Source organism: Cypionkella sp., assembly GCF_034376685.1.
GTDB lineage: Bacteria > Pseudomonadota > Alphaproteobacteria > Rhodobacterales > Rhodobacteraceae > Cypionkella.
Genome location: NZ_JAXMJJ010000016.1, coordinates 26,755 through 43,956 on the forward strand (window position 1 = coordinate 26,755; position 17,202 = coordinate 43,956).

Annotated in this window: 23 protein-coding genes and 1 riboswitch; of the genes, 8 read left to right on the plus strand and 15 right to left on the minus strand. The window is 59.8% G+C overall.

Features of this window, described 5'->3' with window-relative positions:
• Window positions 1–37: 37 nt before the first annotated feature.
• The 6 genes from U1A24_RS03890 to U1A24_RS03915 all read right to left on the minus strand — a co-directional run bounded on the left by U1A24_RS03890 (window position 38) and on the right by U1A24_RS03915 (window position 4,815).
• The gene (locus U1A24_RS03890) at window positions 38–961 is read right to left on the minus strand and encodes a bifunctional riboflavin kinase/FAD synthetase (protein WP_322320675.1); all 924 of its coding nucleotides are present in this window, start codon (window positions 959–961) and stop codon (window positions 38–40) included.
• Between the two features lie 29 nt (window positions 962–990).
• Window positions 991–1,434: a MaoC family dehydratase gene (locus tag U1A24_RS03895; protein ID WP_322320676.1), complete on the minus strand. Its 444-nt coding sequence runs from the start codon at window positions 1,432–1,434 to the stop codon at window positions 991–993.
• Between the two features lie 117 nt (window positions 1,435–1,551).
• Window positions 1,552–2,442, minus strand: coding sequence for a TIGR01459 family HAD-type hydrolase (locus tag U1A24_RS03900; protein WP_322320677.1), 891 nt, complete (start codon window positions 2,440–2,442; stop codon window positions 1,552–1,554).
• Window positions 2,443–2,533: 91 nt separating this feature from the next.
• Window positions 2,534–3,454, minus strand: a complete 921-nt coding sequence (locus U1A24_RS03905; RefSeq protein WP_322320678.1) for a manganese-dependent inorganic pyrophosphatase — start codon at window positions 3,452–3,454, stop codon at window positions 2,534–2,536.
• A gap of 101 nt (window positions 3,455–3,555) precedes the next feature.
• Entirely contained in the window at window positions 3,556–3,810 is a 255-nt protein-coding gene (locus U1A24_RS03910; RefSeq protein ID WP_322320679.1) for a hypothetical protein, read from the minus strand.
• A 9-nt stretch (window positions 3,811–3,819) separates the two neighbouring features.
• Window positions 3,820–4,815: a TraB/GumN family protein gene (locus U1A24_RS03915; RefSeq protein ID WP_322320680.1), complete on the minus strand. Its 996-nt coding sequence runs from the start codon at window positions 4,813–4,815 to the stop codon at window positions 3,820–3,822.
• A gap of 232 nt (window positions 4,816–5,047) precedes the next feature.
• Here U1A24_RS03915 and U1A24_RS03920 point away from each other — a divergent pair, with 232 nt between their 5' ends.
• The 3 genes from U1A24_RS03920 (at window position 5,048) to U1A24_RS03930 (ending at window position 7,676) form a co-directional block, all read left to right on the plus strand.
• Window positions 5,048–5,335 (plus strand): co-chaperone GroES, encoded by a 288-nt coding sequence (locus tag U1A24_RS03920; RefSeq protein ID WP_054006994.1) that lies wholly within the window; start codon window positions 5,048–5,050, stop codon window positions 5,333–5,335.
• 77 nt (window positions 5,336–5,412) lie between these two features.
• Entirely contained in the window at window positions 5,413–7,062 is a 1,650-nt protein-coding gene (groL, locus tag U1A24_RS03925; RefSeq protein WP_322320681.1) for a chaperonin GroEL, read from the plus strand.
• 275 nt (window positions 7,063–7,337) lie between these two features.
• Window positions 7,338–7,676: a hypothetical protein gene (locus U1A24_RS03930; protein WP_322320682.1), complete on the plus strand. Its 339-nt coding sequence runs from the start codon at window positions 7,338–7,340 to the stop codon at window positions 7,674–7,676.
• On the opposite strand, the gene U1A24_RS03935 is transcribed toward U1A24_RS03930, so the two are convergent.
• The 4 genes from U1A24_RS03935 to U1A24_RS03950 are packed head-to-tail and all read right to left on the minus strand — an operon-like array spanning window position 7,673 to window position 10,030.
• Complete coding sequence (locus tag U1A24_RS03935) at window positions 7,673–8,164, minus strand: GNAT family N-acetyltransferase (RefSeq protein ID WP_322320683.1); 492 nt, start codon at window positions 8,162–8,164, stop codon at window positions 7,673–7,675. The genes U1A24_RS03930 and U1A24_RS03935 overlap by 4 nt on opposite strands.
• A complete protein-coding gene (locus U1A24_RS03940) occupies window positions 8,151–8,648 on the minus strand; it encodes a GreA/GreB family elongation factor (protein ID WP_322320684.1) in 498 nt (165 codons plus the stop codon). Before U1A24_RS03940 ends, U1A24_RS03935 begins: the two co-directional genes overlap by 14 nt.
• Window positions 8,645–9,097 (minus strand): NUDIX domain-containing protein, encoded by a 453-nt coding sequence (locus U1A24_RS03945; protein WP_322320685.1) that lies wholly within the window; start codon window positions 9,095–9,097, stop codon window positions 8,645–8,647. Before U1A24_RS03945 ends, U1A24_RS03940 begins: the two co-directional genes overlap by 4 nt.
• A gap of 39 nt (window positions 9,098–9,136) precedes the next feature.
• The gene (locus U1A24_RS03950) at window positions 9,137–10,030 is read right to left on the minus strand and encodes a DMT family transporter (RefSeq protein ID WP_322320686.1); all 894 of its coding nucleotides are present in this window, start codon (window positions 10,028–10,030) and stop codon (window positions 9,137–9,139) included.
• A 76-nt stretch (window positions 10,031–10,106) separates the two neighbouring features.
• A riboswitch (FMN riboswitch) is annotated at window positions 10,107–10,247 on the minus strand.
• 98 nt (window positions 10,248–10,345) lie between these two features.
• Here U1A24_RS03950 and U1A24_RS03955 point away from each other — a divergent pair.
• From U1A24_RS03955 to U1A24_RS03965, 3 genes are all read left to right on the plus strand, one after another.
• Window positions 10,346–11,083: an alpha/beta hydrolase gene (locus tag U1A24_RS03955; protein WP_322320687.1), complete on the plus strand. Its 738-nt coding sequence runs from the start codon at window positions 10,346–10,348 to the stop codon at window positions 11,081–11,083.
• Between the two features lie 4 nt (window positions 11,084–11,087).
• Entirely contained in the window at window positions 11,088–11,495 is a 408-nt protein-coding gene (locus U1A24_RS03960; protein WP_322320688.1) for a low affinity iron permease family protein, read from the plus strand.
• 97 nt (window positions 11,496–11,592) lie between these two features.
• On the plus strand, window positions 11,593–12,930 hold the full coding sequence (locus tag U1A24_RS03965) for a caspase family protein (RefSeq protein ID WP_322320689.1): 1,338 nt from the start codon (window positions 11,593–11,595) through the stop codon (window positions 12,928–12,930).
• An 85-nt stretch (window positions 12,931–13,015) separates the two neighbouring features.
• Here the strand turns inward: U1A24_RS03965 and U1A24_RS03970 are convergent, their stop codons facing one another.
• The 3 genes from U1A24_RS03970 to U1A24_RS03980 all read right to left on the minus strand — a co-directional run bounded on the left by U1A24_RS03970 (window position 13,016) and on the right by U1A24_RS03980 (window position 14,889).
• The gene (locus U1A24_RS03970; RefSeq protein WP_322320690.1) at window positions 13,016–14,086 is read right to left on the minus strand and encodes a 5-(carboxyamino)imidazole ribonucleotide synthase; all 1,071 of its coding nucleotides are present in this window, start codon (window positions 14,084–14,086) and stop codon (window positions 13,016–13,018) included.
• On the minus strand, window positions 14,079–14,561 hold the full coding sequence (gene purE, locus U1A24_RS03975) for a 5-(carboxyamino)imidazole ribonucleotide mutase (RefSeq protein WP_322320691.1): 483 nt from the start codon (window positions 14,559–14,561) through the stop codon (window positions 14,079–14,081). Before purE ends, U1A24_RS03970 begins: the two co-directional genes overlap by 8 nt.
• A gap of 109 nt (window positions 14,562–14,670) precedes the next feature.
• Entirely contained in the window at window positions 14,671–14,889 is a 219-nt protein-coding gene (locus U1A24_RS03980) for a YdcH family protein (RefSeq protein ID WP_322320692.1), read from the minus strand.
• A gap of 204 nt (window positions 14,890–15,093) precedes the next feature.
• On the opposite strand from U1A24_RS03980, the gene U1A24_RS03985 reads away from it, so the two are divergent.
• Window positions 15,094–15,507 (plus strand): Hsp20 family protein, encoded by a 414-nt coding sequence (locus tag U1A24_RS03985; RefSeq protein ID WP_322320693.1) that lies wholly within the window; start codon window positions 15,094–15,096, stop codon window positions 15,505–15,507.
• A gap of 12 nt (window positions 15,508–15,519) precedes the next feature.
• Window positions 15,520–15,747, plus strand: a complete 228-nt coding sequence (locus U1A24_RS03990) for a DUF1150 family protein (protein WP_322320694.1) — start codon at window positions 15,520–15,522, stop codon at window positions 15,745–15,747.
• Between the two features lie 38 nt (window positions 15,748–15,785).
• Here the strand turns inward: U1A24_RS03990 and U1A24_RS03995 are convergent, their stop codons facing one another.
• Both U1A24_RS03995 and trxB read right to left on the minus strand, forming a co-directional pair.
• Window positions 15,786–16,232: an RES family NAD+ phosphorylase gene (locus tag U1A24_RS03995; RefSeq protein ID WP_322320695.1), complete on the minus strand. Its 447-nt coding sequence runs from the start codon at window positions 16,230–16,232 to the stop codon at window positions 15,786–15,788.
• Entirely contained in the window at window positions 16,229–17,179 is a 951-nt protein-coding gene (gene trxB / locus U1A24_RS04000; protein ID WP_322320696.1) for a thioredoxin-disulfide reductase, read from the minus strand. Before trxB ends, U1A24_RS03995 begins: the two co-directional genes overlap by 4 nt.
• Between the last annotated feature and the right edge of the window lie 23 nt (window positions 17,180–17,202).

Below are 17,202 nucleotides of genomic sequence, written 5' to 3' on the forward strand. Positions count from 1 at the left end.
GCTGCAAAATGACGTGCGGGCGCGGAAAAGGGAAGGGCTAGAGTGTGGTGAGGATTTCGCGCGCGCGGGTCACATCGGCGGCCATTTGGTCCATCAGGCCGGGCAGGCCATCGAATTTCATCTCGGGGCGCAGGTAGTCAACAAGGCCGATTGAGACGTGCTGGCCGTAGAGATCACCTTTGAAATCAAAGATATATGTCTCAAGGTTCGGGGTGTTTTCGCCGAACATCGGTCGCACGCCAAGCGAGGCCGCGCCGTGATAGCTGCCAAGTTGCGGGCCCGTCAGAACATCGACCTTTACAGCATAAACGCCAAGTTTCGGCAGATGCAGGCCCTGCACCGACATATTCGCGGTCGGATAGCCCAACTCGCGCCCGCGTTTTTCGCCGTGGATCACCTCGCCATCAATGCGGTGCCAATGACCGAGCATCGACGCGGCATCGCGGGGGCGACCATCGGTCAGCGCTTGGCGGATCGCGGTGGAGGAAATCTCGCGGCCATCGGTTTTCACCAGATCGGCGATGGTGACGCCGAATCCGTATGTCTGCCCAAGCGCTTGCAGATCAGCCGCCTTGCCGCTGCGGCCTTTGCCAAAGCAGAAATCAGCCCCCACCACGACATGCGCCACACCAAGACCTTCCGCCAGCACCAGACGGGCGAAATCATCGGGCGTAAAGCTGGCCATTTCCGCATTAAAGGGCAGTTGGAACAGGTGCTTAACGTCCAGCTTGGCAAGGCGATTGCTGCGGGCCTCGGCGTTCATCAACCGGAACGGCGGGGCGGCGGGGGCGAAATATTCGCGCGGGTGGGGCTCAAAGGTGACGATGCCCAAGGGGCCATGCGGGCGGGCGAGGTCGATCACCGATTGATGGCCCAGATGCACGCCATCAAAGTTGCCCATCGCCACCGAGGCGCCGCGTGTGTCAGGGTCAAGCCCTTGCCAATGCTGGTTTATTTGCATGCTACCCCGGTGTGGGGCGGCGGACGCCCCTAGTCGAACTTGCGGCTTGGCGCCAGAACCAGCGCTTCACCTTTCAGAACCACGGTATTGCCCACCGCGCAATGGGTTTCAAGGGTCACGCGGCGACGGGAATGGTCGATACTAAGCACTTTCACCACCGCTTCAACGCAATCACCGGGGCGGACGGGGGCGAGGAATTTTAGGGATTGTCCAAGATAAACAGTGCCATGACCGGGAAGCTGTTCGCCAATCACCGCTGAAATCAGCCCGGCGGTCAGCATGCCGTGGGCGATGCGGCCCTGGAAAAATGTCTCTTGCGCATAAGCTTCATCCAGATGGACGGGGTTACGGTCGGTCGAAACCTCGGCAAAAAGTTCGATATCGCGGTCGGTTATGGTTTTTTGCAACGTGCGCACCATGCCGATTTCAAGGTCTTCGATGCAGATGGTGCCGCGCGGGTGGTTATCAAGCATGGGTCGAATCCCTTGGTTGTGCTGGTGCAGCGTAGCAGATGCTGCGCTGCGGCGCAAATCCAAAGCGAAGTATTTGTGCGCAGATGCGACCTATGTGGTAATTTTATTGCGAGGACGTCAGCGCAAATGGCCAATGCTGTAGCTGGGCGACAGCATGGCCTGCTCTAGCCAATCTTCCAGCAAGTCCTTGTCTGGATTGTTGGAATCCGCGCCAAAGCTGTCATGCGCGATGCCGCCGGTGACGAAAAGCGCATCAAGGCTTTCCCCAATCGCGCCCTGCACATCAGTATGGATACCATCGCCGATGCAGAGGATCCGGGCATCCTCTGCGCCGCCCAGGGCCTGCAAACGCCGCCGCGCCAGATCATAAATCGGCGGATGCGGTTTGCCGAAATAGAGTGCCGTGCCGCCCATGCTTTCGTATTCTTTCGCCAGCGCACCCGCGCAATACAGCAGCTTGTCACCCCAATGCACGATGATGTCAGGGTTGGCGCAAAGCATGGGCAAGCCAAGGTTTTTCGCCAGCAGCAGGGTGGCGCGGTAATCCTCGGGCGTTTCGGTCAGATCATCCACCAGACCCGTCACCACAAGACCCTCGGCGTCTTTGGTGGCCACGCGGGTGATCGGCGGATTGGCGGCGGCGATGGCTTGCAGATCTTCGGCGAAATCGGTGAAGAACACCTCGTCTTTCGGTGCACCAATGAAATGCACCTTATGCCCGACCGCCCCGGTCAGCATGGCATATTGCGCGGCATCGCCCGAGGTGACGACATCATCCCACGCATCGCGCGGCACCGTCATAGCATCCAACTGTTTGACAATGCTGGATTTCGGGCGCGGCGCATTGGTGAGAAGGATTACCTTTCCGCCTTTGGCGCGGAAGGCTTGCAAGGCGGTAACCGCTGCCGGAAAAGGGGCCACACCATTGTGCAGGCAACCCCAAAGGTCGCAGAACAACGCGTCATAGCGGGCCGAGATTTGCGACAGATTTGCGATGATCTGGGTCATGTGGCGGCCTTTTGGCAGGGACTACGGTGTCACTTATATACAAACACCAAGGGGCCGGATCGGCTCCGGCCCCTTGGGCAATGCGTTCGGCTTAAAGCTTCAGCGCCGGAATGATCTGCTTTTTGCGGCTCATCAGGCCGGGGATCACCACGGTATCGCCCGAGACGATCACGCCGAACGAGGCCTCGGCCATCTGACGCACCAGATCGTTCGGCACCAGCAGGGTGGCTTCTTCGTTCAGAATGTCGATGACAAACAGCAGCACTTGCTCTGCGCCATCCTCGGCGGCGACGCCGGGCATCGCGGCCATCAGGGCATCTTTGCGACTGAGCACCGTCGCCGGAGAGGTGGTTTCCAGCACCGAAATGCGCAACTCTTTCCCCGCAACGTTGTATTCCTTGCTGTCCATCCGCAGCAAAGCGGTTTCCGAGAACGCCGACACGTCGGATTTCGCGGCAAACATCTCGGCAGCGAATTCCGGGATCGAGACGCGCAGATCGGCGGCCAAAGCCTCGGCCACAGCGCGGTCGTGCGGGGTGGTGGTGGGGCTGCGGAATTCCATCGTATCGGACAGGATACAGGTCAACATCGCACCTTTGATCTCACGCGGGGCGCGGGCTAGATCGCTGCCTATCAGATCGTGCATGATGGTGGCGGTGCAGGCCAAGGGGCGGATGGTGATGTCGATTGGCGTGTTGGTTTTGAGGCCCCCGACCAGCATGTGATGGTCGATGATGGCTTGGATCTTTGCGGAGTTGATCGAGGGCGGCAGTTCTGCCGGGTTGTTGGTATCGACGATCACCACTTTGTCGTCGGCGGCCACATCGCTGATGATTTCGGGTTGCTCAAAACCCCAATGCTTCAGCATGAAGGCGGCTTCGGTGTTCGGCGTGCCCAGCAGAACGGCTTTTGCCGGAGTGTTGCGCACTTCGGACAGATACCATGCCCAGATCAGCGGCGATCCGGTGGAATCGGTGTCGGGGGATTTGTGGCCGAAAACGAGAGTGGTCATGGGGCAAACCTTCACGAGTGGAATTTGCCCGGCTTATAGGGGCGGGGTGGCGGATTGTCACGGGGTCGCAAGGTCGCGGCCCCGTGCAAAAGCCGGGGTGGTTACTGCCATTTCCCCGGTTGGGTGTCCGATTGGCAGCCATAGGGCGGCAGGGTTTTGTCGCCGAAATTCTCTTTCAGCTTGCCGCAGCCCCAGTCTTGCACAAAGCCGGGCATCATCTGATGCAGGTCGATGCCCACCTCATCAAACGGGTCCGGCTCGCCTGCGGTATTGTTGACCCAAGCGTAATAGCGGTAGCCACCGGCACCCAGAACGGCGAGGGCGATGACGACGACGAATGTAAGCAATCGTTTCATAACAGACCTTTACGGCGTTAGGGACAGACGGGTTATGCTATAGCCCTCATCCTGCAACAGCTTCAACACCCCTTGCTCGCCCGACAGATGCAGTGCGCCGAAAGCTGCCAGCACCGGGCCTTTCGCGGCTGCCGCTTCGATCACCGGAATCCAGGCTTGGTTGCGGTCGTTCATCATCGCCTTTTCCATCACGGCAAATTCACGCTCGACCCGTTCGGGGGTGAAACCGGGCATTTGCAGCGATTGCTGCTTGGAAAACTCCCAGATCAGGCGGCCTTCTTCGGCGAAATAGGCATCGGCAAGGGTGACGGCCATATCGGCGGATTTTTCTTCCAGCGCGAGGGCAGAGGTGATCATGTCGATCTGCTCGGACTGTGACATCCCCCCGAAGATCGAAAACAGCGTGTCATAGGCTTCCAGCGCCTCGACGGGCAGATCGCGCGCGTCGGCAGCCGCGATCAGTTGCGCATCAAGCCCCTCGGGCATGGTGGCGATATCCATGCTGCAGGGTGGCATCGCCAGCAGGACCGAAACATACCACGGGCGGAATTTCGCAATCATGAAACTGGGCACCCCACGGGCCGCGGCCGCATCGCGCAGATGTTGCCAATCGGTGGGCGACAGCAGTTCGGCAAGGGTCGGGCCATCGGTGTTGACGATCAGTGCAGGATCGTCGGCCATGCGGGCTTTCAGCGATTCCTGCTCTTTCGGCCCGGCCTCGACCAGCAGGATTTTGGCACTGTCCAGTGCGGGGGTCAGGGCTGCGAGTGTGGCAGCATGGCGCGGATCGTCGAAATGATAGGTGCCGATCAGGGTGATTTCTTCCGTGCCCTTGGTCGCCAGCCAATAATTGCCGATGGCGTAAGGCTGTTTTGCAGCCTCGATGCGCAGCGTGGTCTGGGCTTCGGGCGACAGGGCGTTGATCAGGTTTTGCCCCTGACATTCGGCCAGCGCGGGTTGCGTAAAGGCCAACAGGGCCGCAAAGAAAGCTGAAATTGGGCGCATGGGATCCTGCTTTTGCTAAGTGCCAAGGGTTACATGCCTTGCGCGCAAGGCCAAGCCCGAACGCCCGGTTTCCGGCGGAACTTGGCCGCCGATCTGATCCCTTGTCGCAAAAAATTTGCGCAAGTTGGTGTTGACTGTGAAGGGCAGAGGGCCTAACTCAAGCGTCGTTAGCACTCAGGGAATATGAGTGCTAATCTTATTCAAACCTGGAAACTCAAGGGAGTGTAACCAGATGGCATTCACACCGCTGCATGACCGCGTATTGGTCCGTCGTATCGAAGGCGAAGACAAAACCAAGGGCGGGCTGATCATCCCCGATAGCGCCAAAGAAAAACCGGCTGAGGGCGAAATCGTCTCGGCAGGTCCGGGCGCACGCAAGGACAGTGGCGAGCTGATCGCTCCGTCGGTTAAAGCTGGCGACAAGATCCTGTTCGGCAAATGGTCGGGCACCGAAGTGAAACTTGACGGCGAAGATCTGCTGATCATGAAAGAAAGCGATATCCTCGGGATCATTTCCTGAGGGGGAGGGCTCGGCTGCTGAAATGATTTGGCGCCTGAGCCCGCTTTCCAATCCAACCGATTAGAGGAGTTTGCACCATGGCTGCAAAAGACGTACGTTTTGAGTCCGATGCCCGCGACCGCATGCTGCGCGGCGTGAACATCTTGGCTGACGCTGTCAAAGTAACGCTCGGCCCGAAAGGCCGTAACGTTGTGATCGACAAATCCTTCGGCGCACCGCGCATCACCAAAGACGGTGTGACGGTTGCCAAAGAAATCGAACTGTCCGACAAGTTCGAGAACATGGGCGCGCAAATGGTGAAGGAAGTCGCTTCCCGCACCAATGATGAGGCTGGCGACGGCACCACCACCGCGACCGTTCTGGCACAAGCGATCATCAAAGAGGGCATGAAAGCTGTTGCAGCTGGCATGAACCCGATGGATCTGAAGCGCGGTATCGACATGGCGACCACCAAGGTTGTCGCTGCGATCAAAGCGGCTGCACGTCCGGTGAAAGACACCGCAGAAGTTGCGCAGGTTGGCACCATTTCCGCCAACGGCGAAGCTGAAATCGGTCGTCAAATCGCTGACGCGATGCAGAAAGTCGGCAACGAAGGCGTGATCACTGTTGAAGAAAACAAGGGTCTGGAAACCGAAACCACCGTTGTCGAAGGCATGCAGTTCGACCGTGGCTATCTGTCGCCCTACTTCGTCACCAATGCTGACAAGATGATTGTCGATCTGGAAGACGTGCTGATCCTGCTGCACGAGAAAAAACTCTCGTCGCTGCAGCCGATGGTGCCGTTGCTGGAAGCCGTGATCCAATCGCAGCGCCCGCTGCTGATCATCTCGGAAGATGTTGAAGGCGAAGCGCTTGCGACCCTCGTGGTCAACAAGCTGCGCGGCGGTCTGAAAATCGCAGCTGTGAAAGCTCCGGGCTTCGGCGATCGTCGCAAAGCCATGCTGCAAGACATCGCAGTTCTGACCGGCGGTCAGGTGATCTCGGAAGATCTGGGTATGAAGCTGGAGTCGGTCACGATCGACATGCTCGGCAAAGCCAAGAAAGTCTCGATCACCAAAGACAACACCACCATCATTGATGGCGCTGGCGTCAAGGCCGAGATCGAAGCCCGTGTTTCGCAGATCCGCACTCAGATCGAAGAAACCACTTCGGACTACGACCGCGAAAAACTGCAAGAGCGTGTGGCGAAACTGGCTGGCGGCGTTGCTGTCATCAAAGTTGGCGGCATGACCGAAATCGAAGTCAAAGAGCGCAAAGACCGCGTTGACGACGCTTTGAACGCGACCCGTGCGGCCGTGCAAGAAGGCATCGTTGTTGGCGGCGGTGTGGCGTTGATCCAAGCTGGCAAAGTGCTGGAAGGCATGGTTGGGGCGAACCCGGACCAGACCAACGGCATCAACATCGTCCGTAAGGCACTGGAGGCTCCGCTGCGTCAGATCGCACAGAACGCCGGTGTTGATGGCGCTGTTGTGGCTGGCAAAGTCCGCGAGTCGACCGACGTGACCTTCGGCTTCAACGCTCAGACCGAAGAATATGGCGACATGTTCGCATTCGGCGTGATCGATCCGGCGAAAGTCGTGCGGACCGCGCTGGAAGATGCAGCTTCGGTTGCATCGCTGCTGATCACCACCGAAGCGATGATCGCTGATCGTCCGGAACCCAAAGGCGCTGCTGGCGGCATGGGCGGCGGAATGGGCGGCATGGGCGGCATGGACGGCATGATGTAATCCAGCACTCTGGATTGAGATCGGGAAGGGCGTGGCGAAAGCCGCGCCCTTTTCTTTTGCGTTGTGAATGGGCCTTGAAGGGTGATCTGATTGCGCGGCTTACGCCGCAAGGCCCTTGAGCGCTGACGCGCGGTGGGCGCTTGCCACAGGCGGTGGGGTAAGGGGATTTTATTGGGGGCTTTGGATGAAGGCGCGGGGGCGCGGCGCGATTTTCTTTTGCCAAAAGGTTTATGTTGTGTCCAGAATTCGCCATTCCAACTCTGAAAGGTTTTGAAATGGCCGATCCTGCAAAACAGGCAAAAACCAACGCCTATGTGGTGATAGGTATGAGCATCGTGCTGCTGTTCGGTGCGTTCAATGCGATCACCATCACGGCGGATGAGTATGATCCCGAAACGCTTGTCTGGATGAATCTGGTGCTGGACGCTGCGATGACCGTGCTGCTGGGGGTTATTTTAACGCAAGTTGCCAGATTGAACGAACCCGGCGGGTTGAAGACTGCGGCGCTGGTGTTGGGGCCGCTTGGGATTATTGCCGGGCTGATCAAACTTGCCGCGCGGTTCTCCAGTGATCATGGCTGGTGGACGGGGCATTTCAATTACGCGCTGAGTTAAGGGCGCAAAGGCTTCGCCAAGCGGTGCAGGGTGTGGCCGGTATCCGCATCATGGCCTGTGACGCCTGTGGGTTTGAAACCCATGCGCTGCCAGAAGGCGCGGCCGCGAGGGTTGGCCTCTAGCACGGCGAGATACAGCGTTGGCGATTGTGCGGCGCGGGCTCGGGACTCAATCTCGGCCAGCAGGATTGGGCCAGCACCGCTTCCGCGCAGGCGGGGGGCGAGCAGCATCAGGCCGAGGTAGGCGTCGTTTGGCGCGGGGAAACCGAAGGAGAGTTCGGCTATTCCGCTGAGTTTGCCGTCGTGAAACAGCCCAAGTCGATGGGTCTGCGCCGGGTCGCAGTTCGGCGGGCAGTCGGTGAAAAATTCGGTAGCCTTTTGCGCGGGGTTGCAATGGCCATCGGCCAGCAGCCAGTAATCTTGCGCCTCGGTTTGCAGGGTGGTGAGGGCCGCGAGATCGCGGATGGGGTCTAACTCACGGATCAGCATGGCTTATTCTCAGGATTTCCAAGCTGACAGGGCCGGAAGGTTTGCGCCAGACCACCGCATCCCCTACCCGAGCGCCGATCAGCGCACGGGCGAGCGGCGATTGCGGGGCGATGCGGTGCAGTGGCGCGTCGGCCTCGTCCTCTCCGGTGATCTCATAGGTGATGTGTTGGCCGTCGTCGTCGGTGACTGTGACGGCAAGGCCGAAGGCCACTTCGGTAAGGGGCAGCGTGGTGGGATCGATCAGGATGGCTGTGCGCAGGCGGGCCTCGATATAGCGGATATCGCGTTCGGCGGCGGCTTCGGGCAGTTTATCCAGCCGCTCGGATCGGGCTTTCAGCGCGGTCAGCGTGGTTTGCAGATCGCGCAGCCGCGATTGCAGGGCGTTCAAGCCTCGGGGCGTGACGTAGTTCGGATGCGGCGACAGCGGCAGATCGGGCAGCGGATCCAGATCGCCGTCGCCTTCTTTCACAAAGGCGCGGCTCATCTGACGATGACTTCCAGCGGATCATAGAGGATGCCAGTGCCCCAGGCGGTGGCAATCAGGCTGTCAGGTTTGAAGCGGATGCGACCTGCCTCAAGATCGGCACGGCTGAAGAAGCGGCGTTGGGTGACAACACCCTCCGGGTCGCGCCAACTGGCATTGATCGCCCCCGCCGTGACGGTGCAGCGGAAAAAGATGTCAACCTGATGAAAGCCTGACACCGGATCGTGGAATTCGTTGATCAGGGCGGGGGGGCCGACGTTGACGGACAGCCCGGTTTCCTCATGCACTTCACGCGCAAGGTTGACGGGCAGCGAGGTGCCGGATTCAACCCCACCCCCCGGCGCGCACCACAGATCAGAGCGCACACCGGGATAGGCGTTGACCAAAAGCAACCGATCTTCGTGCAAGATCAGCGCGCGGGTGGCGATACGGGTCGGGCGTCTGGACATGGCCTCAGGCTGAAGCGCCCGTGCCGCAAGGTCAAGACCCTATACCGCGATGGGACGGTTTTGGCCCTGCCGTTCTGACCACAACAGATACATCGAGCCCGCAAGGATCAGGGCGACGCCCAACCAATAGGCACCTTCCGGCGCGAAGCCCAACACCAGCCAGCTGACCGCGATGTTGGAGAACAGCTTCAGATCATCAAACGGCTGCACAAACCCGGCATCGGCACTGGCATAAGCCAGCGTCAGGAAATGCTGGGCGGCATACATGATCGCCCCGCCAAGGATCAGCAGGCCAAGCACGCTTCCGGTCGGCATTTCAAACCCGGCGTGCAGCGAGAACAGCCCGTTGATCGGCGTCAGCAGCAACAACAGCCACATCGTGATGGCGGTTTGCGGCTCGGTCGCGGTCAGCCGCTTGGTGATCAGGGATGCCCCGCCCCAGCAGATTGCCGCGGCAACCGGATACAGCGTGGCAAGGCTCAAAGCCCCCTCCCACGGTCGCAGCAGGATCATCGCACCGGCAAAGCCGATCCCTGCCGCCAGCCAGCGGTTTGCGCCCACCCGTTCGCGCAAAAACACCGCCGCCCCGATCATCACGAAGAACGGCGAGGTCATCACCAAAGCCACCACATGCCACGGTGCCATGCCTGCCGCGAAAGCCTGGGTGAAGGCCTGCACGCCCAAAACCGACAGCACGATTCTGAAGCCATGCAGCCACGGGTGGCGGGTCTTCATACTTGCCACCCCCTGCCGCCAGATAAACGGCACAGAGAACAGCGTCGCGATGGCATATTGCCAGAACGCATCCGATTGCGGCTTGAAGCCCATCTTGTAGGTGACGGTCCAGGTGATCGCATTGGCCGCCGCAAAGGCCACGCCTGCCAGCACCATGAACGCAGCGCCCTTCAGTGGCGCAATATTCGTCTGATTCATGTCTGTCCTCCTTCAAGACCAACATCAATCAGGGGGACATGACACGCCAACACCCCCCGCAAAACGGGCAGGCTGCGCGCATTCTCTTTCATCCGGACTATACCGTCGGCCCCGGAGTTACACCGGATCTGCTGACCTCAACCGAAACGTCAGTTCCGCAGGAGCGCTCGCGGGCTATACCGCCGGTGGGGAGTTTCACCCCGCCCTGAGAATGCCCGAGGTTGCCCCCGGACGCCTGATTTCTACCAGCCAGATGCGCGGACACAAGCCGCAAACCCCGCTTGCCCTGCACATAAGATGCGCTTTAATGCGGCCATGAGAAAAACGATGATTTTTATCCTGTTCGCGGTGTTTGCGCAGAATGGCTCTGCTCAGGCCGATTGCGTGGTTCTGCTGCATGGGCTGGCCCGCACCGAGACCTCTCTGGTCGCGATGCAGGCCGCGTTAGAGGCCAAGGGCCACGTTGTGATCAACGAAAGCTACGCTTCCACCGAAGCGCCTATTGCCGAACTTGCCGCCGGAGTGGGCAGTCGCGTCGCGCAATGTCCCAAAGGCGCGCGGGTGGATTTTGTCACCCATTCGATGGGCGGCATTCTTGCGCGCTATTGGCTGGCCAGCCACAAGCCCGATCAGATGGGCCGCGTGGTGATGCTTGGCCCGCCCAATCACGGATCAGAGCTCGTCGATACCTTTGGCGAAAATGCCGCGTTTGAGTGGATGAACGGCCCGGCAGGGTTGCAGCTTGGCACCGACCCCGGCGCTGTGCCGCAGGAGCTGCCCGCGCCCGATTACCCGGTGGGCGTGATCGCCGGCACGCAATCGCTGAACCCGCTCACCTCGGTGGTGATTCCCGGCCCTGATGATGGCAAGGTTTCGGTCGCCAGCACCTATCTTGCGGGCATGAGCGATCAGATCGCCCTTCCGGTCACCCATACATTCATGATGCTGAACCCGGTGGTGATCGCTGAAACCATGATCTTTCTGGACAGCGGGCGCTTTGATCATAACCTCAGCTATGCCGATGCGCTGCGCATTGCATTAAACAAGGAATAACCCGATGGCAGGGACAGGATACACCGGGCTTGCAAAGGCAGTCTCGCGCTATTGCGGGCGGCCCAGCACCTTCATGCTGGCCTGCGGGGTGATTGTGGTCTGGGTCATCACCGGGCCTTTGTTCGGCTATTCAGACACTTGGCAGTTGGTGATCAACACCGGCACCACGATTGTCACCTTTCTGATGGTGTTCCTGATCCAGAACACCCAGAACCGCGACACCCAAGCCATTCAGTTGAAACTGGATGAGCTGATCCGCGCCACCAACGGCGCGCATAACGCGCTGCTGGATCTGGAAGAGCTGGACGAAAAGACCCTTGAGGCTTTCCGCGATCGTTACGAGGCTTTGGCCCGCGACGCGCGCAATCTGAAACTCAGTGGCGGCAGTGATACAGACTCGCCCGAGGCCTGAGCGCAGGACATCCAACCACGGCGGTCAGAACTGAATCCTTTCCTGAAAGGCGGTTTTCGGGTAAACTGCGGCTAATTTCGAAAAATGGGTTGTGCTGATGTTTGATCGACTCTCGCAATTTTTGCGGCTTTGCCTGTTTGGCATCTTGACGCTGGCGCTGCTGCCAGCGGCTGCGGAAGCTGCGGGTCGCAAGCTGGCGTTGGTGGTCGGCAATCAGGCCTATGCCGTCTTGCCTGGGCTGAATACGCCGGTGGAAGATGCGCAAGGCGTGTCGAATGCACTGCGCAATCTGGGGTTTGAGGTGACGTTGCTGACCGACGTTGGCCCTGCAGTGTTTCAGGCCGTGCTGGGCACCTTTGCGGCACAAGTCGATGAGGCTGACACCGTGCTGTTTTTCTACGCAGGCCATGCGTTTCAGAAAAACGGCATCAACCATCTGGTCCCGGTCAATGCACGGTTGGCTGATGCCAAGGCTCTGGATACCGAAACCTGGCGGCTGGATGACATCGCAAAAGCGTTGAAGGGCAAGACCAACCAGCTTTTGCTGTTTGTCGATGCCTGTCGTGACAATCCGCTGCCCGAAGCGGTGCGGGGTGCTGCCGAGGCGGGTGGTTTGGCGCAGTTTGACGGCGGCGCGGGGACGTTTGTCTCTTTCGCCACCGCCCCCGGTCAGGTGGCTTGGGACAAGACCGAAGGCTCGCTCAACAGCCCGTTTACCGCCGCGCTGCTGACCCATATCGCCCAGCCGGGGCAGAATATCTCGGATCTGATGATCAAGGTGCGCAACGATGTTGGGGTCGCGACCGGGGGCAAGCAAACCCCGTGGGAACAATCTTCGCTGCGCGAGCAGTTCTATTTTGTGCCCCCGGTGGCCGCAGCCCCGGTTGTAGACGCCCCGGTTGTAGACGAGGTGCTGCCAGAGTTTGAGGTGGTCGCTGATCAAAGCACCGCACTGGCACCGCCCCCCGGCGGTATTGCCGTGATCGGTCAGGGGGTTGCCGATACCCAGCTTGCCGCGCTGGACAGTGACACCCGCAGCCTGAACGCGCCATTGCCCGAGAATATGGCGCTTGGCGTGCAAACCGAACTCGACCGGATCGGCTGCTATGGCATGCGGATTGATGGCGATTGGGGCAACGGCTCGCGCCGCGCAATGGCCGCGTATTACGAGGCGAAAAAGCTCGAGCCCGGTGAGATGGAGCCGACCGAGGCGGTCTATCGCGCGCTGTTGAGTGAACCCGAAAACACCTGCGAAAAAGCCGCAGTGGCGGTGAAAGCGCCAACCAAGACCACGCCGAAGGCCACCACCAAGAAATCAACCACCAAAAAAGCTGCCGCGACCACAACCAAGAAGAAAACCGCAGCCCCAGCGCCAGCGCCAGCGAAGAAAAAGCCGACCTGTAAGTTCATGGTGATCGCAGTGGTGTGTTCGTAAGCGGGGCAAAGCTTAACAAACTGTGAATCACATACCGCTAAGTCATTGATTCTTATAAAACGGGAAACGTGTCCACACGTGGACACTAGGTCTTGCGGATCACCCGATTGACATGCCCCATCTTCCGCCCCGGCCGCGCCTCGCCCTTGCCATAGAGATGCACGGCGCAGTCATTTTCACGCAGCAGGTCGGGCAAGCGGTCCATATCCTCCCCGATCAGATTCTCCATCACCACATCCGAATGCCGCCCACCATCCCCCAGCGGAAGGCCCGCGACAGCTCGGATATGCTGCTCAAACTGATCGACAGCGCAGCCATTCTGCGTCCAATGCCCCGAGTTGTGGACCCGAGGTGCGATCTCATTCACGATCAACCCCTGTGGGGTCACAAACAACTCCACCCCCATCACGCCCACATAATCCAGCGCGTTCAGAATCCGCGCCGCCAGCAGGATCGCATCCGACCGCATCGACGGCGACAGTTTGGCAGGCAGGGTGGTGGTGGCAAGGATGCCATCCCGGTGCACGTTCTCCCCCGGATCATAGCAGGCGACCGAGCCATCCAAGCCCCGCGCCGCGATCACCGAAACCTCGTGGCTGAAGCTGATGAAGCCTTCCAGCACGCAAGCCGCCCCCGCCATGCTGGCATGAGCCTCGGCGGCATCCGAAGCGGTCTTGATCCGTGCCTGCCCCTTGCCGTCATAACCCAGCCGCGTGGTCTTCAGGATCGCAGGCGTGCCGATCTTTTCGATGGCGGCCTCCAGATCCGGCAAGCTCTGCACGGCGGCATAGGGGGCGCAGGTCAGGCCGAGGCCGGTGAGGAAGTCTTTCTCAAGGATACGATCCTGACTGATCGCCAGCGCGCGGCGATTGGGGCGGATGGGGCGCAGGGCCTCCAGCGCATCAAGGGCGGCGGTGGGAATATTCTCGAATTCATAGGTGATCACATCGACCGAAGCGGCAAAGGCCTGCAACGCGGCGATGTCATCATAGCTGGCGGTGGTGACGCTATGGGCCACATCTGCGGCGGGCGGATTGGCAGAGGGTTCGAATATATGGGTCCGATATCCCAGACGCGAGGCCGCAACCGACAGCATCCGGCCCAACTGGCCGCCACCTAGGATTCCGATGGTGGCCCCAAGCGGCAGATTATTCATCCTTCGGCTCCTCGGGGATCGAGGCTGACAGCGCATCGCGCCAGGCATCCAGACGGGCGGCGAGAGCGGGGTCTTGCAGCGCGAGAATCCCCGCCGCCAGCAAACCCGCATTGGCCGCCCCCGCAGCCCCGATGGCCATAGTGGCAACCGGGTAGCCTTTTGGCATCTGCACGATGGAATACAGGCTGTCGACGCCCGACAAAGCTTTGGTCTGCACCGGCACGCCAATCACCGGCACACGAGTTTTGCTGGCCATCATGCCGGGCAAATGCGCCGCCCCACCTGCGCCCGCAATGATCACTTGCAGACGGCCCGCTGCGGCCTTGCCGTATGCCCAAAGCCGATCCGGGGTGCGGTGGGCCGAGACGATCTTGGTCTCATAGGAAATGCCAAGCTGGTCCAGCACAAGGGCCGCTTCTTTCATCGTCGGCCAGTCTGACTGGCTTCCCATGATGATCCCGACATCAACAGACATTGGCGCCTCCGGCTGTTTCTGACCGCTTCATAGCAATGCGGGCGCGGGAGGCAAGGAAAAGCCTAAACATCAGGGGGAGGGTGCGCTTTTCACGCACCATAGGGTGCAATCAGGCGATGATATTGGGGATCAGCAGATCTTCGATCCGCACAATCTGGTCTTTCATGTGCAGCTTTTGCTTTTTCAGCCGCCGCAGTGTCAGAATATCGGGCCGACCCGAGGTTTCCAGTGCATGCACCGCCTCATCCAGATCGCGATGCTCACGGCGCAAAACCTCAAGTTTCACCCGCATCATATCGTCAAAGTTCATCTCGGAAGAGGCATTCATGGCAGGACCGAATCCAGTCTTTTTGGCTTTGCACAAGGATACAGTGATTCGTATGAATTCGGCGCGAAATTTCTGCAGGGGGCTTTAAGTTTTCTGGGGCAGAGCAACACTTGCAGGCTTGCGCCGCTGCCCCCATATTCAACGGATTGGGTGCCGCTGTTTGGGCCCGGTCTTCAGTGTCGCTTGTTGCAAAGGGCATCGGTCATGACGAAACTGACTTTTGGGTCGCACCCGTTTCTTTTGGGTTTTGAACAGCTCGAACGGCTGGTTGAGCGCACCGCCAAAACCGCCTCCGAGGGCTATCCGCCGTTCAACATCGAGGCGACCTCGGAAAACACCTATCGCATCACCCTCGCCGTCGCGGGCTTTCGCGATGAGGATCTGGCGATCACGGTAGAGGATCGCCAGTTGGTGGTGCGGGGGCGTCAAAGCGATGATCCGGGCGAGCGGGTGTTCCTGCATCGCGGCATCGCGGCGCGGGCTTTCCAACGCTCGTTCGTTCTGGCGGACGGGGTTGAAGTGGCAGGCGCTGATCTGGATCACGGGCTGCTGCATATCGACCTGCACCGCATGGTGCCCGACACCATTGTGCAGACCATTCGTATTGGCCGCAAATAAGGAGAGATGATGATGGATGTGAAATTCGAAGCATTGCCCGAGGCGGAAAACCGCATCGTTTATGTCCGCCCGATTGCGGTTGAGAGTTTGCCGGAAAAGGTACGCGCGCAGATCAACGGCATGAAAACTGTCTATGCCGTGCATGGCGAGGATGGCGAGCAACTCGCGCTGGTCGCAGACCGCGATCTGGCATTTTCGTTGGCGCGTCAGCACGACATGGCGCCGGTGAACGCGCATTAAGAGGTGACAATGGCGTGCGCAATTGGCGCGCGCCTTTCTTACCTGCCCGGCTGCCAAGGCTGAGCAGAAATGGCACGTAAACCTAAGCCTTCTGTCGGAAAAAGCACCAGATGGCTCAAGTCCGGGCGGGAGCGCGACGAATACAGCAGGCCTTGTGCGCCTGCGTCCCGTGCAGCATTCGAGAAAGCCCAAGTTGGCGCAGGTGCGCCAGCTGCACGAATGTCTTGCCAAACAACAGACAGGTCGGGATTTCCCCGCATGTCTAGAATGCGCAACGCATTAATCTGCAGCAATACTATTTCACGGGCGGGGTCGTTGGCGTGAATGTAACGCGCAATAGCCACGGAACAGCCTTCAGGGCTGAGCGATGTATAAATTGCAGTTTGGCCAGAATGATGAAACCTGCCCTCGGGGGCGAAGGCAGGTTGTTCAGGATTTTGGCCCAGATTGACGATACGCCAGACTTGTCCCGCAAAGGGGATCATTCTTGCTCGGCTTGTTCTTGCAGCCAGCGTTCGGCGTCTAGGGCTGCCATACATCCCATCCCCGCCGAGGTGACGGCTTGGCGATACACATGGTCGGTCAGATCGCCGGCAGCAAACACGCCCGGAATGGCGGTGCGGGTGGAGCCCGCTTCAACCTGGACATAGCCGCCTTCATGCAGCGGCAATTGATCCTTCACCAGTTCCGAAGCTGGCGAGTGGCCGATGGCAACAAAGAAGCCGTGGCAGGGCACGTCTTTGATCTCTCCGGTTTTCAGATTGCGGGTGCGGACGGCGGTGACGGAAGTGGGGGCGTCGGAGCCCAAGACTTCGGTGACTTCCGAGTTCCACAGCATTTCGATCTTGGCATGCTTGAACAGGCGATCTTGCATGATCTTTTCAGCGCGCAGGGTGTCGCGGCGGTGGATCAGGGTGACTTTGGTGGCGAAGTTGGTCAGGAACAGCGCTTCTTCTACGGCAGTATTGCCGCCACCGATCACCACCACCTCTTTGCCACGATAGAAAAAGCCGTCGCAGGTGGCGCAGGCCGAAACGCCGAAGCCCTTGAACTTCTCTTCCGACGGCAGGCCCAGCCATTTGGCTTGCGCACCAGTGGCGAGGATCACCGCATCTGCGGTGTAGGTGGTGCCAGAGTCGGATGTGGCAGTGAAGGGGCGGTTTTGCAGATCAAGGCTGGTGATGTAATCGCTGATCACCTCGGCCCCCATCGCCTCGGCATGACCTTGCATCCGCACCATCAGATCGGGGCCTTGCACATGGGTGTCCCCCGGCCAGTTTTCCACTTCCGTAGTGATCGTCAGCTGGCCGCCGGGTTGCAGGCCTTGCACAAGGATCGGCTCCAGCATGGCGCGGGCGGCATACACCGCTGCCGTATAGCCTGCGGGGCCGGAGCCGATGATCAGAACTTTGGTGTGGCGTGTCGTGCTCATGACTTTCCCCGGATTCGTGTGGG